Raw genomic sequence first — 15,625 nt, forward strand, 5'->3', positions numbered from 1 at the left:
AACTCTCAGATGCTACGCGGATCGATGCGCAATACACCGGCAAGTGCCAGGAGGAATGCCGTGAGGGAACCTATGCTCCGGATCTGGTTCCAGACCTGCCATCTGCCGGAATAATCGGACCAGATCCTGCGGGCTTCCTCGGCGTCACCCGACACGGTGACACCAGCCAGAGCCTCGTTCATCGGGACGTTGACCATCATTGTCAGCACGAGCCCCAGGCAAAAATAAGTCACCGCCGCACCGGCAAATGCCGCAGCGCTCAGGTGATGACTCCGGATGTACAGCAATATAGCCGTGAGCCCCAACGCAACCGGGGTGCCAAAGAATGCCGGCGCGAATACGGCGTTCCGCACCGAGGCGTTCATTGCCTGCATGGCTTCAATCGCGACACGCGGGTCGGCCGCATCCAACCCCCACATGGTCGAACAGACCCAGGCAAAGAAAAAGCCGAAGATGGCCGCGTTCAGCGTCAGGGACAGAAAGATCATGGTGATGGTCAAAATCTTCATGGCAGAAACCTCTGCGGGTAAATCGGCTCAGTCATATTTCAGCTGAATGACGACGCAATGACCGTCCCATTCGCCATGTGGGCCGCCATATCGGGGGCGATCGCCATCTGCCGGGAGCTCGAAAATTGCGCATAACCGCAGATGCCGATCCTCTACAGGCTCAATGCGATAGGGTTCATCCGTATAGGGATCGGCCAATCGCGGTTCATCCGGGCATTGGGCTGTTGCTGACAGGTCTCCGTCATTGCGTTGTTCGGAGGCTCCTATGCAGCGGGCCTGGTCGAAGAGCGCCGCCAGGTCATTCAAGCGGACATGATCTCTGCGTTCCTTCCGACCTTGGCCAGGTCCGCCCGTGACGATGAGGCCGCCAACCATCGTCGCCAGGGTCAAGCCCGCAATCGCCCAGATGACCCAGTTCCGGCGTGGCTCAATCATTGATCTCGCCCCGATAGTAACCCAGCACCAGGAGACCCGTGATTGCGACCAGTAAAGCCTTCAGAATGAATCGAAGCGTCAGTTCTCCGGACAGGGCGGCATAGACGCTTGCCGAAAAATCTCCCAGCAAAGCCAACACTGCCAGAAGCAAGGTGATCGAGGCGAACCAGCGGCGCACGAGCGATCGTCTCTGACCGGGATCCTCGCGGGTCTGGCGGTAGATGCGACGATCCAGAACCAGAAACAGCGGGAGGAAAGGCACGAGGACGGCAATCGACCAGCGCAAGTAACTCGAACCCCGCGTTCGATCTGCCACGTCCTCAACCAGGTGATCGATGATTCCGAATCCAAGCTGGTTGATATGCCAGCACAGGACAGCCAGGGAAATGAACAGCAGCCCGTAGAGGATCGCGTCCCGCGCGGAGACATATGGCCTGGGATGGGGAACCGGCGGCATGCCGGGCTCCGCGCCAGTCCAGCTGTCAACTGCATCATGGATTTCGGTTTCCGACCAGCCCGCATCGGCCAAGGCCACGGCGATATCGTCCTTCCCCTGCCCTGCGACGAGCGCCTCCTTCACGAAGTCTTCCAGCAAATCTTTCGATCCCAAGATCACCTCCGTAAATCAGGCAGGTTCCGGTTGGAGCGGAATCAAATCACCGGCATATTGCTTCAGGTTACAGGGATCGTCTATAGCAGGCCAATCCATCCGATCTGCGATCTCGGTACCGAAATATCACAGGCATATGAAATTGTTTTTCTGCCTTACGTAAGTGAAAACTCCTTGCAACCAATGCAATCCTGAGGCCAGCCTTGCAAGTAATCTATTAATCGGGGGTTCAGGTGAAAATGGTCGCGATTGCCGCGCGGTGGATCTCCGGCGCGGTTGTTATTATTGGTATAGGCCTGTTCACCTGGCTTTACGTGTGGCCCCCTCAAATTCTCCGCACAGGGTCCAACTACACGGCAAAGATCGTCTGCTCCAATGTATTTGTGGCTGGGCGCGACCCGGAAACAGTCCTGGCGGAAGATGTCCAGGCACCAGGAAATCCCTTGTTGCGATTGATGCGGGTGGAGGTCGATCGGAGCGAAGGCACCGTCCGCGCAGGTCTCTTCGGGTTATTGGGTGATGGGCTTGCTGTTTATCGCCAGGGAACCGGATGTGCCGCCGTCCCGGACGGCGATATCGCTTCCGCGAAAATGCACATGACGACCGCCGGAAATGATCAGGTTGACGGGCAGAAGCTGATCGTTTCCGAGGACCTGGCACTGTCGGCCTTGCTGGATGATCCGGCAATCACCGGACCCGGCATGCGCGCGGTCGTCGTGCTCCGGAATGGGCGCATTATTGGTGAGCGCTATGGCCATGACAGCCATGCCGATCAACCGCTGCTCGGCTGGTCGATGACCAAGACCTTGACGGCGGCCCTTATCGGGACATTGGTCCGTGAAAGCCGTCTATCCGTCAAGGATGCGGGCCTGTTGCCGCAATGGGAGGATGATACTCGCGCGGAGATTACCATCGCCAATCTGCTCGCGATGGAAAGCGGGCTGGCGTTCAACGAAGAATACGGCACCGTTACCGATGTCACGCGCATGTTTTACCTGGCGCCGGACATGGTGTCGGTCCCCGCCAATCAACCACTCGTTGCTCAACCGGGCAAAGAGTTCAGCTATTCGAGTGGGTCCAGCATCCTGCTGTCGTGGCTCTGGCAAAACAGCTTCGATAATCCCCAGGCTGCCCTCGTCTGGCCGGAGCAGGCATTGTTCGGTCCGCTCGGCATGTCATCGGCCGTCTTGGAGACAGATGCCGCGGGAACATTCGTCGGCGCGTCCAACCTCTACGCCAGCGCGCGGGACTGGGTGCGGTTCGGTCAGCTCCTGCTCCATGATGGTGTGTGGCATGGCGAGCGCATCCTGCCGGAAGGTTGGGTCACCTGGATGCGCGAACCGACGGAAGCATCAGACGGCGAATATGGGCGGGGCCTCTGGCTTCACGGACCGCGCGTCAATGAGCCAGAGGAAAAAGATCCCGATATCGGCTATGACATCCCGGCCGATGCCTTTTGGATGCTGGGTCATGATGGGCAGTCCCTCGCCGTCATACCCTCACGCAACCTTGTTATCCTCCGCATGGGCCTGACCCCGTCGAAGCACGGATACAAGCCGCAAGCCCTTGTCGAGGCTGTCATCAAGGTGATCGATCAGGCTGCCTGAACACGGCAGGTTGGACAAGTCACGCATCCTGTAACAGAACCGTGCCAGAATCATGGTATGATATCGCGGCCGACTTGTTGTGATGGAGGCAAGCATGTTGCGATATCATTACCGGGCAACCCGAAAATCAGACGGCATCGAGATAAAGTCCGGCAATATCTGCGTCCGGGCGGATGAGGGCATGGGCGTCGTGGCCGCCAATGTGAAAGCGGCCCTGATCAAACGCAAGCAATCCGCTCGTGGGCTGACAGCAGATGATATCGACATCACCATGTGGGTGATGAAATCGTCGGTGAATTCGCCCAAAGAATGCTTCGTCTGAAATCGTTGGAACCGACATGATCGCGGCAGCTATTCCGATGTGCTGCGCTCGCTTGTCCAGAAGATCGAACTCACGCCCGACATGGAGGGCCACGAACTTCAGATCGAGGTCCATGGTGACCTCGCTGGCATTCTGACGATTGCGCTGGAACGCAAAAAAACCGCCTCAGGGGCGGGCGGATCGCAATTAGTGTTGGTTGCGGGAGCGTGCAACCTTCTCAAATAGCGGTTTCTCTGGGCATATCGTTCTCTTCTGGAGCGGTCGGCTTTGGCGAGGGCCAGAAGGCTGCCTCGTAGTACGGCATAGTATCGGCCTCACCACACCAACCCGTAGCAACAGCATGATAATACAGGACTCTCTCCCGACAACCCACTTCGTCAGCCGTGTCTTGCTACCTATGACCGCTCTGGTGCGGTTTGATGATGTCAAATGAAGCAAGGCGCCGGTCGGCCTCGGTGATTAGCGCATCGAATGTCGTCAAAACAATATCGCGTATCCACCGGGTGGCGGGGTCACCATCAAGTTCAGATTTCCAGATCACCCGAAAAGACACGTCAGGCAAGGGTTCGGGAGGCTCGAATACGTGAATATGTTCATTCTGCATCCCCTCCAGTAGACACAGCGCGACAAAGCTGCCCAGCATGTCGGTATTACTCAAGACCGCACCAATGCCCGACCAGCTGGCAGCGTGTAATCCAATCCGGCGTTTCAGACCAAGGCTGTCAAGCCGCTCTTCTACGGTTCCATTTGTTGATCCCGGAACGCGCACAACGACATGAGGCCAACTCATCCAACTTTCCGTTGTCCAGTCGTTTGAAGCTGGGTGCCCATGACGAGCGAAGACATAGCGTTTTAATGGGGGTAGAGCCTTAGCCTTCAATCCTGCCGGGAGTGGGAAGTTCGCGTTTCCAAATGCAATGTCTATTTCGCCACTTACGATCTGACCCATGGTTTCCTTTGACAAGGGCTGCCATGCAAGGCCGGACTCCGGTGCTTCCATGTGCATTCGTCTGACGATTTCGGTGGCCACAATGTCCAATCCCGGACCGGATATTTTGAACATACGTGTGCTTGTCGTTGGGCTGAATTCCGCTGGCGGCTGCACGGCACGTTCAATCCGGGCGAGGATCGGCTGTATCTCCTGGTAAAGTGAGAGAGCCCTTGGGCTAGGCTGCATAATTCCGCCGACCCGCACCAGAAGCGGGTCGCCAAGCTGGTCGCGCAACCGACCTAAAGCATGACTGACTGCTGAAGGCGTACGGCCGAGTTGTTCTGCGGCCCGATTGACACTGCCCTCATCCATTAGGACGCGGAAGACCATAAGCAGGTTCAGGTCCAGGTTTTTAATCTGAATTTCATTCATTCGGCATGAAGATTATTTGCTTTCCGGCACCAGATTCCCAGCGTAAATGCCCCTGGATTGGTTAAAAATCAATACCCATCTGAAAGGAATTCACGATGGCGCTCTCACTGCCAAACGCAAAGGTTATATTTGTCGATACCGGACCAAGGCTGCTCCTAGGAGGCATCTTCCTCCTGGGCGCGATTGATGGATTTTCGTACATATTCACCGGATCGCATCTCATCCACCCGCCAACTTCAGTAAATGGTCAGGCTTTTGAAGACGCTCTCAAGGAGGTCGGATTTATTTGGCCATTGATGAAAACCGTCGAACTGATCGGGGCCTTGTTGTTGCTGAGCAATCGAGCACCTGCACTAGGATTGGCACTGCTTTCGCCCGTGATGGCGGTGATAGTGCTGTTTCATGTGGCATTGAATCCCAGCGGACTACCGCTCGCAGTCATATTGGCGGTAACAGGCGGGATGACCCTGTGGGTCCAGTTCGATCGTTTCAAACCGCTAGCAGCTAGCGGAACACCGAAATTGTCAATCGGCACCCAACTGTGACTCCTTATCGGCGTCCCAAATTGACCCCCTTTGCGCACGGGTAGCTGGCCCGATGCGGTGTAGTCCTCATACAGCGCAGCCGTATCGCGCCAGCGGGATGCGGGGCGTCATTCCCGGATCTTGAAGCGCCAGCTCTCATTGCCGGTTTCGACGATGTCGCAGTCCGCAGGACGGGTGAGACGGTCGAGGAGCGCGGTGGTCAGCCAGAGAAAGATGCCGATACGGAAAAAACCTGAATTGGCCATGCGGAAAAGGCAGTAAATGCCAAAGGCCCAGAGCCGCGTCCTCTTCCACAACAGCAGCGGCATTCCGACCCGGTGCAGTGCCACCATGCCTCATGCGCCGGCAAGGGTCACCCAGTCATCGTGAAAGAGGAAACAAAGCGGATGCAGATCCGCCTGATCGCGCTGTCGGAGCCCAAGCGGCTCGGCCGCAAGCCAGTCCGGCGTCACTTTCATGATCCTCGCGAAAAGCAGCATGATTTCCGTCTGCGCACGGATGGCGAAGACAGCGGAAACAACCGCGCGTTCAGCGACAGCCTCCCGTGGAAACAAAAAACATATCAGGATCAGGAACAGCAGGATGAGGTAGAAATGGTTCAGGTATTCCGCCTTGTCGAGCAGGAAGAAGTAGCCGAACCCGTTCTCCCCCCGAGTATTCCAGTATCCTTCAGGTTCTTGTCCGAACCCGGCGTTGCGAGGCAGACCGTACTGGCAAGATGAATAAATGAAAATTTGAAGACAGCGGGAATACTCGGGAGGCTGCCGCGTAATAGATGCGGAACACGACTCAAGGAGAACCGTCATGGAACTCGAATTCGAAGCCCCGACCACCGATAGCACCGTCAAGCGCATCAATATCGCAACGCAGGCCGGACCGCTTGCGACATTCGTCATTACGCCCCGCCGGATGGTATCGTCGCGCCCGCTGGTCGTATTGCATGGAATTTCACGTAATGCCCGGTCGCTGGTGCGGCATTTCCGCGCCGAGGCCGAGCACAGCGGACGCCTGATCGTCCTGCCCCATTTCACGGCCTCGCATTGGCCGCATTTCCAGCGTCCCGGACACCCGGCACGTGCCGACCAGGCCCTGGTCGAGCTTTTGAACAGGCTAGCCATTCGCTTTCCCGATTGTGGGGGCCGCGTGGATCTTGTCGGTCATTCCGGCGGCGCGCAGCTTGCCCACCGCACTGCGATGCTTTACCCGCAGCGCATCGCCCGGCTGAGCCTTGTGGCCGCCGGCTGGTATTGCCTGCCCGACATGTCCATGCCCTATCCCTACGGGCTGGGCGAAAGCAATACCCGTAGCGCGGCGCTTTGGATCCGGCGCAAGCAGGCGGGTCTTGCAGCCTATCTCGAGCTGGAAATCCGTGTCTATGTGGGATCGCGCGACACGGAGCGCGATCCCGCCCTGCGCGTCTCTTCCGCTTTGGACGACCGGCAGGGGCGGAACCGTCACGACCGGGCCCGGACCTATGTGGATGCGGTGCGCGCCGCTGCCCACGGCCACGGGCGTGTGGCGGATATCGCCCTGATCGAATTGCCGGGCTGCGGCCATGATTTCGAGCTGGCGATCACCGAGGCCGGGCTGGCACGGATGGTGGCCGAAACCTCTGACATGACACCAGCACTTGCCGCGGCCGGATAAGACCGGCGCATCTCATAATTTCAAGGAGAGAAGACATGACGACTGCATTCGAAACCCAACTTGCGAGCGCCAAATGGACCTTTTCCACGCGCCGGGTAGATCGCACATTGGCCACCGGCATGGATACGGCATTCGAGAAAGCCCGTCCCGGTGAACTAATACTGGCGTATGTTTCCGAGATCGGGCAGCACAGGCGGGTACAGCTTGAATCCGGACGGCATTCTGACATCTACCCCGGTGACGCGGTGGTCCTTGCCTGCGGGGCCCGCTATGCGCCCGATCAATTCGAAGGACTTGCCGAGATACTGCCCAAAAGCGCCGATCTTCTGGCAGGCGGCGGCTGCATCGGGCGGATGGTGGCGCGAAACGAACGGATCAAGCAGGCGACGCGTCTTATCCCCGAGGGGCGGCTCTTGCGGGCGGATGGCGCGGCCCTGAATCTTGATGATTTTGCGGTGCGGGTATCGGCGCGTGGCGATCGGATCCCGGTGATTGCCGTATTCGGTACCGCCATGAATTCGGGAAAGACGGTTGCGACGGCACAGCTTGCCCTGGGGTTGCGGCGTGCGGGATGGCGGGTGGCCGCGCTCAAGGGCACCGGCACGGGCGCATTCGGCGATTTCAACGAATACCGGGATACCGGCGCGCATGTGGTCGCCGATTTCACGGATGCCGGCATGGTTTCCACCTATCGCGAACCGCTCGAACGCGTCCGCGCCGGTATCAACCGATTGCTGGCGCATGCCGAGGATGCAGGCTGCGAGATCGCCGTTCTCGAAATAGCCGATGGCCTGTTTCAGCGCGAAACGGCGCAGCTTCTGGCTGATCCGGCTTTCCAGCGGCGTATTTCCGGGCTTGTCTTTGCCTGCGGCGATGCGGTTGCCGCCGCCGGCGGCGTTGCCGAAATGCGGCGCCACGGCGTCACGCCGGACGTTCTGACCGGCATGCTGAGCTGCTCTCCGATGGCTTCGGCCGAGGCGCTCGGGGCGACCGGAGTTCCGGTGCTTGGAAAGAACGACCTTTCCGATCCGGCAGAGGCCAATGCCTTCGCGCTCCGGTCAGGGGCGGAGTGGCGGAGTGCGGCCTGATGGCGCTGCCCGGACTGCTATCGAATGGTCGAGGGAGGGGATTGCTGACCGTCAGCGGGCTGACACTTGCCCGAGGTGCTGCCGCCGGTGCCGCCGCCTTTGCCACGCGCGGGTTGTTCGAGGCCCTGCATGGTGCCGCGCCTCTCCCGGCTGTCCTGCTGGTGACGCTGGCGGCTTCCGGCCTTGTAATAGCCGCGACGCGTGTTTCGGCACGCGTCATGGGTGAGTGGCTGGGGCAGTCCTATACGCGCGATATCCGCCTTGCACTGTTCGAGCATACTGCCGGGATGGCGGCAAGCGATGTCGCCAGGCGGCGCAACGGTTATATGAGCCTGCGTTTCGTGGGGGACATGACCGCGTTTCGCAACTGGATCGGGCTGGGGATTCCCCGCCTTGTCGCAGGTGCGATTCTGATCCCGCTGACGCTGGCCGTACTCTGGTCACTCGCTCCGGTTTTCGCGTGGCTGACATTGCCGCTGGTCACCCTGGCGCTTGTTTTGATTGGTCTTGGCGGATTGCGCCTGCGACCGCTGCACCGGCGATTGCGTGCGCGCCGTGCCCGGATCGCCGTCGACATGGCCGAACGCATGCCGCTTGCGCCTGAACTGGACAGGCTGGGCCGGCGGCGCACCGAGATGGGTCAGCTCGACCACCGGATCGGCCGCATGATCCGGGCCGCCGTCGCGCGGCTTCGGCTGGCCGAGGCCCTGAAGGCGGTTCCCGATGCGATCGCCGGTCTGGCCGCGATGCTCATCCTCATCGGCGGGTTTCGCACCGGAGAGAGTCCAGGCGTGATCGCGGGCGGGCTTGCGGCATTCGGGCTGTTGATCTCGCCCATGCGTGACCTGGCGACGGTGTGGAACCTTCACTCAGCCTGGCGCTCGGCCGCGATCAAGGCGGATGCAGCGCTGTCCCGGCAGCAGCGCGAAACCTATACGGATAGATGTTCGTTTCCCGGCGGGGCGGCCACCATCGCCATATCGGACCTCGCCTTGCCCTCGGGTAAACGGCTCGATCTTGAGCTGGCGGCGACGAGTGTCGGCGCGACAGAGTTGAACGATCTGGACTCTTCTTTTCTTTTCAGCGCATTGAATGGTCTTGAAAAGATACCTGAAGGTGCTGTCACCCTCTCGGGTGTATGCCTCAGACGGTTTAGCCGCGGCAGCTTGCGACGAAGCGTCGTGACCATCAGTGCCAAGCCGCCGATCCTTCAGGGATCGTTTCGTCGGGCTTTGACCTTCGGTGTATCGCGGCGTCTGGACGATGCGGGCCTTGAGGCGCTCGCCAGAGCATCCGGGCTGAGAGACGCGCTGTCCCGTTTGGGCGGCCTGGATGGCAAGCTGTCCGAGGGAGGGCAAAACCTGTTGTTTTCCGAGCGCGCGCTGGTCAGCCTGGTACGGGCAAGACAATTGAAACCCCGCCTGATCCTGGTGGAAAGCCAGATCGTCACACTCGACTCAGGCGCGCGGGATCAAATAATGAACTGGGCCAATCATTGCGGCGCGACGCTTTTGTTCCAGCGTGGTGTCATCGGTCGCACCTGAAATAGCGGTCAGGCCGGGCAATTTGCACGCGCCTGACACCGGTCGATGTCGCGGGAGACGCTGGCAAACAGCAGGACAGGGCCTATCTGACACATATCCGCACAGCCTTCACCCTGTCGAACAGCACCTATGGTAGCTTGCTGTGCGTGGTGACTTTGTTGATGGCGTGGATGCTCTCTCCTTCTATGATGCCTTCAGCAAACATCACGTTGGCACATTACGATGCCGTCGGGAGGGGGCATCCACGCGATCAACAAAGCTCCAATAGCTCCAAAGGACAGGGGACTACTGCGAAATCCTGTCCAACCGGTCGGCTGAGATCAGGGTCACGCGACTTACGGCAATGCGGGCTTAATTCGATGCCGGTCACCAGTCCTCAGGTGCATGCCTGCATCCGGTTACTGTGATGGGCCAGCTGTTTGACAAGGTTCAGACGAAGGTAAACCCGTCATCTTCGATCCTCGTGAAATCCACTGCCGCGATCTCAAATGCCAGGTTCTGATCGGCACTGACGACCATTTCATCAAAAACCATACCCGGGTCGGCATAAATGCTTTCATCGGCAGGCTTCAAAAGAATTTCGTCGACCAGAACATCATCGTCAAAGAATGACAGATGCAGATTGCCCGAACCGCTGACAGAGTCCAGTTCCAGCGTCACGTCCAGCGCATCGGTCAAACGCCCACCATCCTCCATCGAGAAACGAACCGCTTCATGCTTGTCCAGCCGTTTTGCATCGCTGCCGAACGGTCTGTCCATGAAGGGGGAATAGACGCTCAAACCGTCACCTGCGAAGTTGAGCAGGTTGAAATGTCCCCGACCCTCTGCCGAAACGGTGATATCCGATCCCGCGATCTTCAGTTCGGATGACAGGACCGGCACGGTATCGGTGGAAACCTTCTCGCCGTCCTCCGAATAAGTCACCCGATTGAACAGCAGCCGCGAATCGTCGAACTCGGCACGGGTCGACACCAGCTGCCGCTCCGGATCCAGCGTCAGGCCGATCAGCAGCGGATCGTGATCGGATACTGCATAGGGATCCTCGCGATAGAAAGACGGGTTGTTATATTCCGAGGAATAGGAGAACAGGTCCGGCTCGTCGGCATTGATATGCCATTCGGCGACTTCGGTCACCTTGTCCAGCAATCCCTCGCTGGCCATGCCATAATCCAGAGTGCCGCGTTGACCATCGAAGACATAGCTATAGGCGTCTGTGCCCAGACGACTGCCCGCCAGATCGGTCAGCCCGTTTTCTTCCAGCATCTGCACCGGATCTTCTGCGGCATAGGAATTCAGATCACCAAGGATCAGCAGATTTTCCAGGCTCTCCGCACCGGTGGGATTACCCAAGAGCCACTCGGAAAGTTCCGCGGCGGCTTCGGTCCGGACACCATTCCAGAAACCCTGTCCGTTGCCCTGATCGAAATTCGGATCATCGCGCAGCGCCTCGATCAATGCGGGATCGGCGCCGGCAGCCTCGGCCGCGTCCATCAGGCCCTGCAACCCGCTGTCTCCCTTAGATTTGAAATGATTGGCTACCGCAGTGATTTCGGCACCGCCCTCTGTCTCGAATGTCGCGGCGATCGAGGGGCGGTTGCGGTCGTAATCGTCCAATTGCTCGCCGGTCGTTTCTTCGATCCGTTCGGCGATTGCAGTGGTCGCCGCCGATGTGTGCTCGGTATATTCCAGAACTGCCGAGCCCGTCAGCGTAACCTGATCGGCACGATAGATGATGCCCGTGGTAATTGCATCCGTGCCCACGAAATCCATCCCCGGATCAACGAAAGCATAGGTCCCGGGCGCGGTCGCACCATTCAGGGCATCGACCAGAGCCGCGATGGCGCTGCCTTCGCCGAAACCATTATTCTCGATCTCCTGCAGCGCGATGATCTCGGCATCCATCCCGGTGATCGCGGCAACCAGCTTGTCGGTCTGCCGTGCCAGATCCTCGGCCGTGGTCGCGCCGCGCGGGTCCAGATCACCATCCGGACCGGTCCCCCGTCCGGACGCGCCCAGCGTGGTGAAATAGTTCAGCACATTGAAACTGGCGACCTGCAGATCGCCCCCGACATCAGGGGCATTGTCGGGCCGTTCTCCGGTGCCTTCGATGACCTCCAGGGGAGCATCGACCTGCACGCGGTAGCCGCCATAACGTTCGTCCATGATGCCGGTAATACCGGAAAGCTGCGTGCCAAGCCGCAGGGTCGGCCCTTCGGCGGTCAGCGGATCACCCGCTTCCAAAGGCGTACCATCGCCTGAATCGATCATCGTCACCCGATCCGGGTTCTGCCCGGTCGAGCCGTCATCGATGGTCAGGCGCGCAGCGGCATTCCGCGCCGCCAGCGCGTCGATCTCGGCTGCCTGTGTCTGAGCGTCATAGATCTGCGTCGGCTGGATCAGGTTGCCCTCGGCCACCTGGATCTCGCCATAACGGTCCAGGTCAAAATTCGTCACCACCGTCAGCGGTTCCTCCGACCCGGTCAGCAACTGGACCCGCATACCTTCATAAGCCTCGAAACCATCGCGCATGCCAAGCGTGATCTGCGTCACCGAAGGCAGAGCGGCGCCGGTTTCAAGCACCTGCAGGTCGCGGATATCCTCCAGCTGGGTCAGTTCGCCATATTCCGAGACATTCCCGGTCAGGCGCAGCTTGTCCCCGACCGACACGGAACCGCCGGAATAGACATAAAGCCCCTCGGACGTCGCCGCATCCCCGTCCTGATCGGCATCCTCCTCCTGCAGGTAGTAACCGACCTGTCGGCCCGAACCGTCGGTAATAATTCCCGTTACGACCGCTTCAACCGTGACCTCCTGCCCGGTCATGTCAGAGTGATCACCGCCGCCCTGAACTGCCGAAATCAATGTTACCGCTGCATCGTCGTCTGTTATCGCGACAGTCAGGTCACTCAGGGTGATCCCGTCATAATCGGGATCGCTGCTCACGACCTCGAAGCCGAGCATACCGGTATGCGTCGTGTCTTCGTCCAATTCGTCATTCACCGCCCGCAACATGATCCCCACCGGGTCGGCGCCATTGAGAACCGCTGTAACCGAAGCGCCGAAACTGATCCCGTCAAGACTGATCTCGCTTTGACCGTCCGGGGCCGTGATCGTGATTTCCACCGGTGCGGCGGGCACAGTCGCCAGTTCCAGCGTAAAGCTGTCGGTGGTCATGCCCGTTTCGGATACGGCCAGTCCGTCGCCGGCCCGGGCGATGACGGCGGGCGTAGCCTCGCCGCCCGATGTGCCGATGATGCGGAAGTCATCGACGGCGAAATCCTCGTCTCCGGCATCAACACTGGCGGTAAACCGCAGATCAAGCACCAGGCCGCTGCCCGTGATCGCGGCAGAGAATTCCTGGAATGCGTTGCCGAGAGCAGCGCCATCGCCGCCGCCATCCAGATCGGTATCCTGCCGGAAATTGCCGTTATAGCTGTCCGAACTGAAATCCGCGCCGGCAAAGGCCAGCAAGGTCTGCCACGCGCCACCGTCGATCCGCGCCTCGATGCGCAGGTAATCCTCGGCGTCGATATCGCCGGGATCATCAAAATATTCCGCAAAGCTGCCCTGGAATGTCAGGCTCGACAGCCCTGTTATATCAATGCCGTTCCATTCCGCACTGATCGAAGGCGACGCGCCCTCGCCGTCCAGATCTTGCCCGGTCAGATAGCCGCCATCCTCCCCTTCATAGGACTTCAGCCCGGATGGCGTCGTATCCGAGCCGAAATCATCCGGATCATTGCCTGCGATGCCGAAGTAATCGCCACTGCCGTCCGAAAAGAAGTCGGTTGACGTCGAAAATCCCGCGGCGGCGTCGAAACGCTCGTCCAGCGCGGCAACTTCGGTCGAGGCCGTATCCGCCTTACCATCCTGCCATAGTTTCGATGCCATGAAACTCTCCTCCGTTGCAGTGGCTCACCGCCCTTGAACTGCAAAGCTAACCGTCTTACGCAACCACCATGTGACAGGGCGGCGGAAACCGTCATCGACACAGATTTTGCAAACGCCCACCCAGAAGAACTGGGCGGGCGTTTGCAGGAAGCGGAAACTCCTGCCACGGGCTGCAAACATCGGGCAGCATCCGAATCTGGCTACCTTTAGCCCTTCATCTCGCCATGAATCGCAGGATCGGGGTTGTCAGCATGCTGGCTGTGAACAGCAGAAAGCCTGCCGCAGCCAATATCGCCACATTATGCATCAGCCCGACATAAAGAAGCGGAACTGCGATGATCGCGACGATCCCCGCGATAACCTGGCATATGATTGATTTCGACATCCTGTTTCTCCTTATGCAACGAGAAAGACAACGGCGCCGATAAGCAGCGCCACGATGGTGAACAGCGGAATCGTTACGCGAAGCACCTCACCCTCCCGGCCAAGGATTCCCGCAGTCGTCGTTCCCAATAAAACATTGCCCGGTGCGATCATGTTGCCCGCAGCACCTCCGGCGGTCTGAGCGCCAAGGATAGCCGGTTTCAGCAGGCCCGTGGCATCGGCAGTTGAGCTTTGGAACGTGCCGAACAGCAGGTTGGAGGCAAGGTTGGACGTGGTCATGAACGCCCCCAGCCCTCCAACCACCGGAGCCAGGAAACCATAGGCGGGTCCGGTGGCGGCCGCAGCCCCATGCGCCAGAACCTCGATGGCGCCCGAGCCGGCCATCACGTTCGACATGGCAATCAGTGCGATGACGGCAATTGTCGACGGGATCGATTTGTCCACCGTATTACGCACTATCCGGCCAAACGAGCCTTGTTTCATGACGCCGATGCGGCGAAAGGCGACATAACCGATCAGTGCGGATGCCAGCAGGAACGACCCCGCATGCGTGAAAGGAGCCATCGAGACCGATGTCGCATCCCTGACAAATCCCAGATCCGTCACCGTTTCCGGGAAATCCACGCCAAATGCAAAGGCGCTCAGCGAGTTCTTCAGCGGAGAGACCAGCAGAATGGCGAAAGTGATCAGAACCAAGGCGTAATAGGGAATGAACGCCTGATTCAATGTCAGGGCGCGGGGCGAAGCGATTGCCGCCGCATCTTGCGGATCGGAGCCTGTTCCGCCACCGTCATGCCCCGTCCCCTCGCGGGCTTCTTTGGTGAAGACGCTACTGGTGCGGGGTTTCTCTGCACGATAGCGCGGCAGACGCGCCAGAACGAACAGGGCCGCGAAAGCCACGCTGGACGCAACAAAGCCATTCAGGACATCGTTCCATTGCGACAGCGCCAATGTCAGCCCGCCCTGAATCGCGGACATGACCACGATAATCGGCAAACCGTGCCAGACCCCGCGCGCGCGATCGTAAAGCCAGCAGACAAGGATGCCGCCAAGCGCGTTCAGGATCCAGATGAAAGCAGCGGCATAAAGGGCGGTTTGCGCCGCCAGCAGCGGCTCCATCGCCGTGACTTCCTTGAGTCCCAGCCAGGCGACGCCCAGCGTGCCGAACGTGTTGTTCCACGCATGACCGATCAGCGGAATGATGACCGCATAAAGCGGGCGCACGCCGATGCCCACCAGCAGAGGCGCGCAGACAGCGATAGGCACGCCAAATCCCGTGACACCTTGCAGGAACGACGCAAAGGCCCAGCCGAAAGCCATCACCTGCACCAGTGGATCGGGAAGAACATCGGCAATCCCGTGGCGCAATCGTTCGAAGGCTCCGCCCTCGTCGCTGACCTCGTAAATCAGGATCGATGCCCAGACGACATAAAGCACGGTGATCGCGCTCCACACGCCCTTGACGCTTTCAAAGCCGATGGTTTCCGCAGAAGCCCCGAAATAGAACCAGGCCATCCCGACCGCGATCAGCCAGGAGACCGGGCCTGCCTCGGCCGCTCCCCATCTGCCGGCAAGCATCAGGACAAGCAGGATCAACAGCGGCAGTGCCGCTGTTAACCAGCTGATTATGGTAACTGGTAGTTCCATGATTTCCTCCCATTTTTTGACGCCTCCTCCTTT

The 15,625-nt window shown here is 59.5% G+C and carries 13 protein-coding genes and 1 pseudogene; 5 read left to right on the top strand and 9 right to left on the bottom strand.

Annotated elements, in window-relative coordinates:
- Positions 1 to 5 precede the first annotated feature (5 nt).
- The 3 genes from D3P04_RS19765 to D3P04_RS19775 are packed head-to-tail and all read right to left on the bottom strand — an operon-like array spanning position 6 to position 1,554.
- Positions 6 to 509 (bottom strand): anthrone oxygenase family protein, encoded by a 504-nt coding sequence (locus tag D3P04_RS19765; RefSeq protein WP_119751604.1) that lies wholly within the window; start codon positions 507 to 509, stop codon positions 6 to 8.
- A 27-nt stretch (positions 510 to 536) separates the two neighbouring features.
- Positions 537 to 944 carry a hypothetical protein gene (locus tag D3P04_RS19770; RefSeq protein ID WP_119751605.1) on the bottom strand — a complete coding sequence of 136 codons (408 nt, stop codon included), beginning with the start codon at positions 942 to 944 and terminating at the stop codon, positions 537 to 539.
- Positions 937 to 1,554, bottom strand: coding sequence for a DUF5671 domain-containing protein (locus D3P04_RS19775; protein WP_119751680.1), 618 nt, complete (start codon positions 1,552 to 1,554; stop codon positions 937 to 939). Before D3P04_RS19775 ends, D3P04_RS19770 begins: the two co-directional genes overlap by 8 nt.
- 239 nt (positions 1,555 to 1,793) lie before the next feature.
- Here D3P04_RS19775 and D3P04_RS19780 point away from each other — a divergent pair, with 239 nt between their 5' ends.
- Positions 1,794 to 3,161: a serine hydrolase domain-containing protein gene (locus tag D3P04_RS19780; RefSeq protein ID WP_119751606.1), complete on the top strand. Its 1,368-nt coding sequence runs from the start codon at positions 1,794 to 1,796 to the stop codon at positions 3,159 to 3,161.
- A gap of 127 nt (positions 3,162 to 3,288) precedes the next feature.
- On the opposite strand, the gene D3P04_RS23165 is transcribed toward D3P04_RS19780, so the two are convergent.
- Together D3P04_RS23165 and D3P04_RS19795 are read right to left on the bottom strand one after the other, a co-directional pair.
- On the bottom strand, positions 3,289 to 3,597 hold the full coding sequence (locus D3P04_RS23165; protein WP_147391965.1) for a hypothetical protein: 309 nt from the start codon (positions 3,595 to 3,597) through the stop codon (positions 3,289 to 3,291).
- A 277-nt stretch (positions 3,598 to 3,874) separates the two neighbouring features.
- Positions 3,875 to 4,846 (bottom strand): LysR family transcriptional regulator, encoded by a 972-nt coding sequence (locus D3P04_RS19795; protein ID WP_119751609.1) that lies wholly within the window; start codon positions 4,844 to 4,846, stop codon positions 3,875 to 3,877.
- 95 nt (positions 4,847 to 4,941) lie between these two features.
- On the opposite strand from D3P04_RS19795, the gene D3P04_RS19800 reads away from it, so the two are divergent.
- Positions 4,942 to 5,391, top strand: coding sequence for a hypothetical protein (locus D3P04_RS19800; RefSeq protein WP_119751610.1), 450 nt, complete (start codon positions 4,942 to 4,944; stop codon positions 5,389 to 5,391).
- A gap of 107 nt (positions 5,392 to 5,498) precedes the next feature.
- Here D3P04_RS19800 and D3P04_RS19810 read toward each other — a convergent pair.
- A pseudogene (locus tag D3P04_RS19810) lies at positions 5,499 to 6,287 on the bottom strand (HTTM domain-containing protein).
- Here D3P04_RS19810 and D3P04_RS19815 point away from each other — a divergent pair.
- The 3 genes from D3P04_RS19815 to D3P04_RS19825 are packed head-to-tail and all read left to right on the top strand — an operon-like array spanning position 6,196 to position 9,670.
- The gene (locus D3P04_RS19815) at positions 6,196 to 7,038 is read left to right on the top strand and encodes an alpha/beta fold hydrolase (RefSeq protein ID WP_119751611.1); all 843 of its coding nucleotides are present in this window, start codon (positions 6,196 to 6,198) and stop codon (positions 7,036 to 7,038) included. The pseudogene D3P04_RS19810 and the gene D3P04_RS19815 overlap by 92 nt on opposite strands.
- Positions 7,039 to 7,073: 35 nt before the next feature.
- A complete protein-coding gene (locus D3P04_RS19820) occupies positions 7,074 to 8,126 on the top strand; it encodes a P-loop NTPase family protein (RefSeq protein WP_119751612.1) in 1,053 nt (350 codons plus the stop codon).
- Positions 8,126 to 9,670, top strand: a complete 1,545-nt coding sequence (locus tag D3P04_RS19825) for an ABC transporter transmembrane domain-containing protein (protein WP_119751613.1) — start codon at positions 8,126 to 8,128, stop codon at positions 9,668 to 9,670. Before D3P04_RS19820 ends, D3P04_RS19825 begins: the two co-directional genes overlap by 1 nt.
- A 429-nt stretch (positions 9,671 to 10,099) precedes the next feature.
- Here D3P04_RS19825 and D3P04_RS19830 read toward each other — a convergent pair whose 3' ends face one another.
- The 3 genes from D3P04_RS19830 to D3P04_RS19835 form a co-directional block, all read right to left on the bottom strand.
- A complete protein-coding gene (locus D3P04_RS19830; RefSeq protein ID WP_119751614.1) occupies positions 10,100 to 13,561 on the bottom strand; it encodes an ExeM/NucH family extracellular endonuclease in 3,462 nt (1,153 codons plus the stop codon).
- A 214-nt stretch (positions 13,562 to 13,775) separates the two neighbouring features.
- Positions 13,776 to 13,946, bottom strand: coding sequence for a hypothetical protein (locus tag D3P04_RS23460; RefSeq protein ID WP_182912941.1), 171 nt, complete (start codon positions 13,944 to 13,946; stop codon positions 13,776 to 13,778).
- A gap of 11 nt (positions 13,947 to 13,957) precedes the next feature.
- Positions 13,958 to 15,592 carry an L-lactate permease gene (locus D3P04_RS19835; RefSeq protein WP_182912942.1) on the bottom strand — a complete coding sequence of 545 codons (1,635 nt, stop codon included), beginning with the start codon at positions 15,590 to 15,592 and terminating at the stop codon, positions 13,958 to 13,960.
- Positions 15,593 to 15,625 lie beyond the last annotated feature (33 nt).

The organism is Paracoccus onubensis (assembly GCF_003591515.1).
Lineage (GTDB): Bacteria > Pseudomonadota > Alphaproteobacteria > Rhodobacterales > Rhodobacteraceae > Paracoccus > Paracoccus onubensis.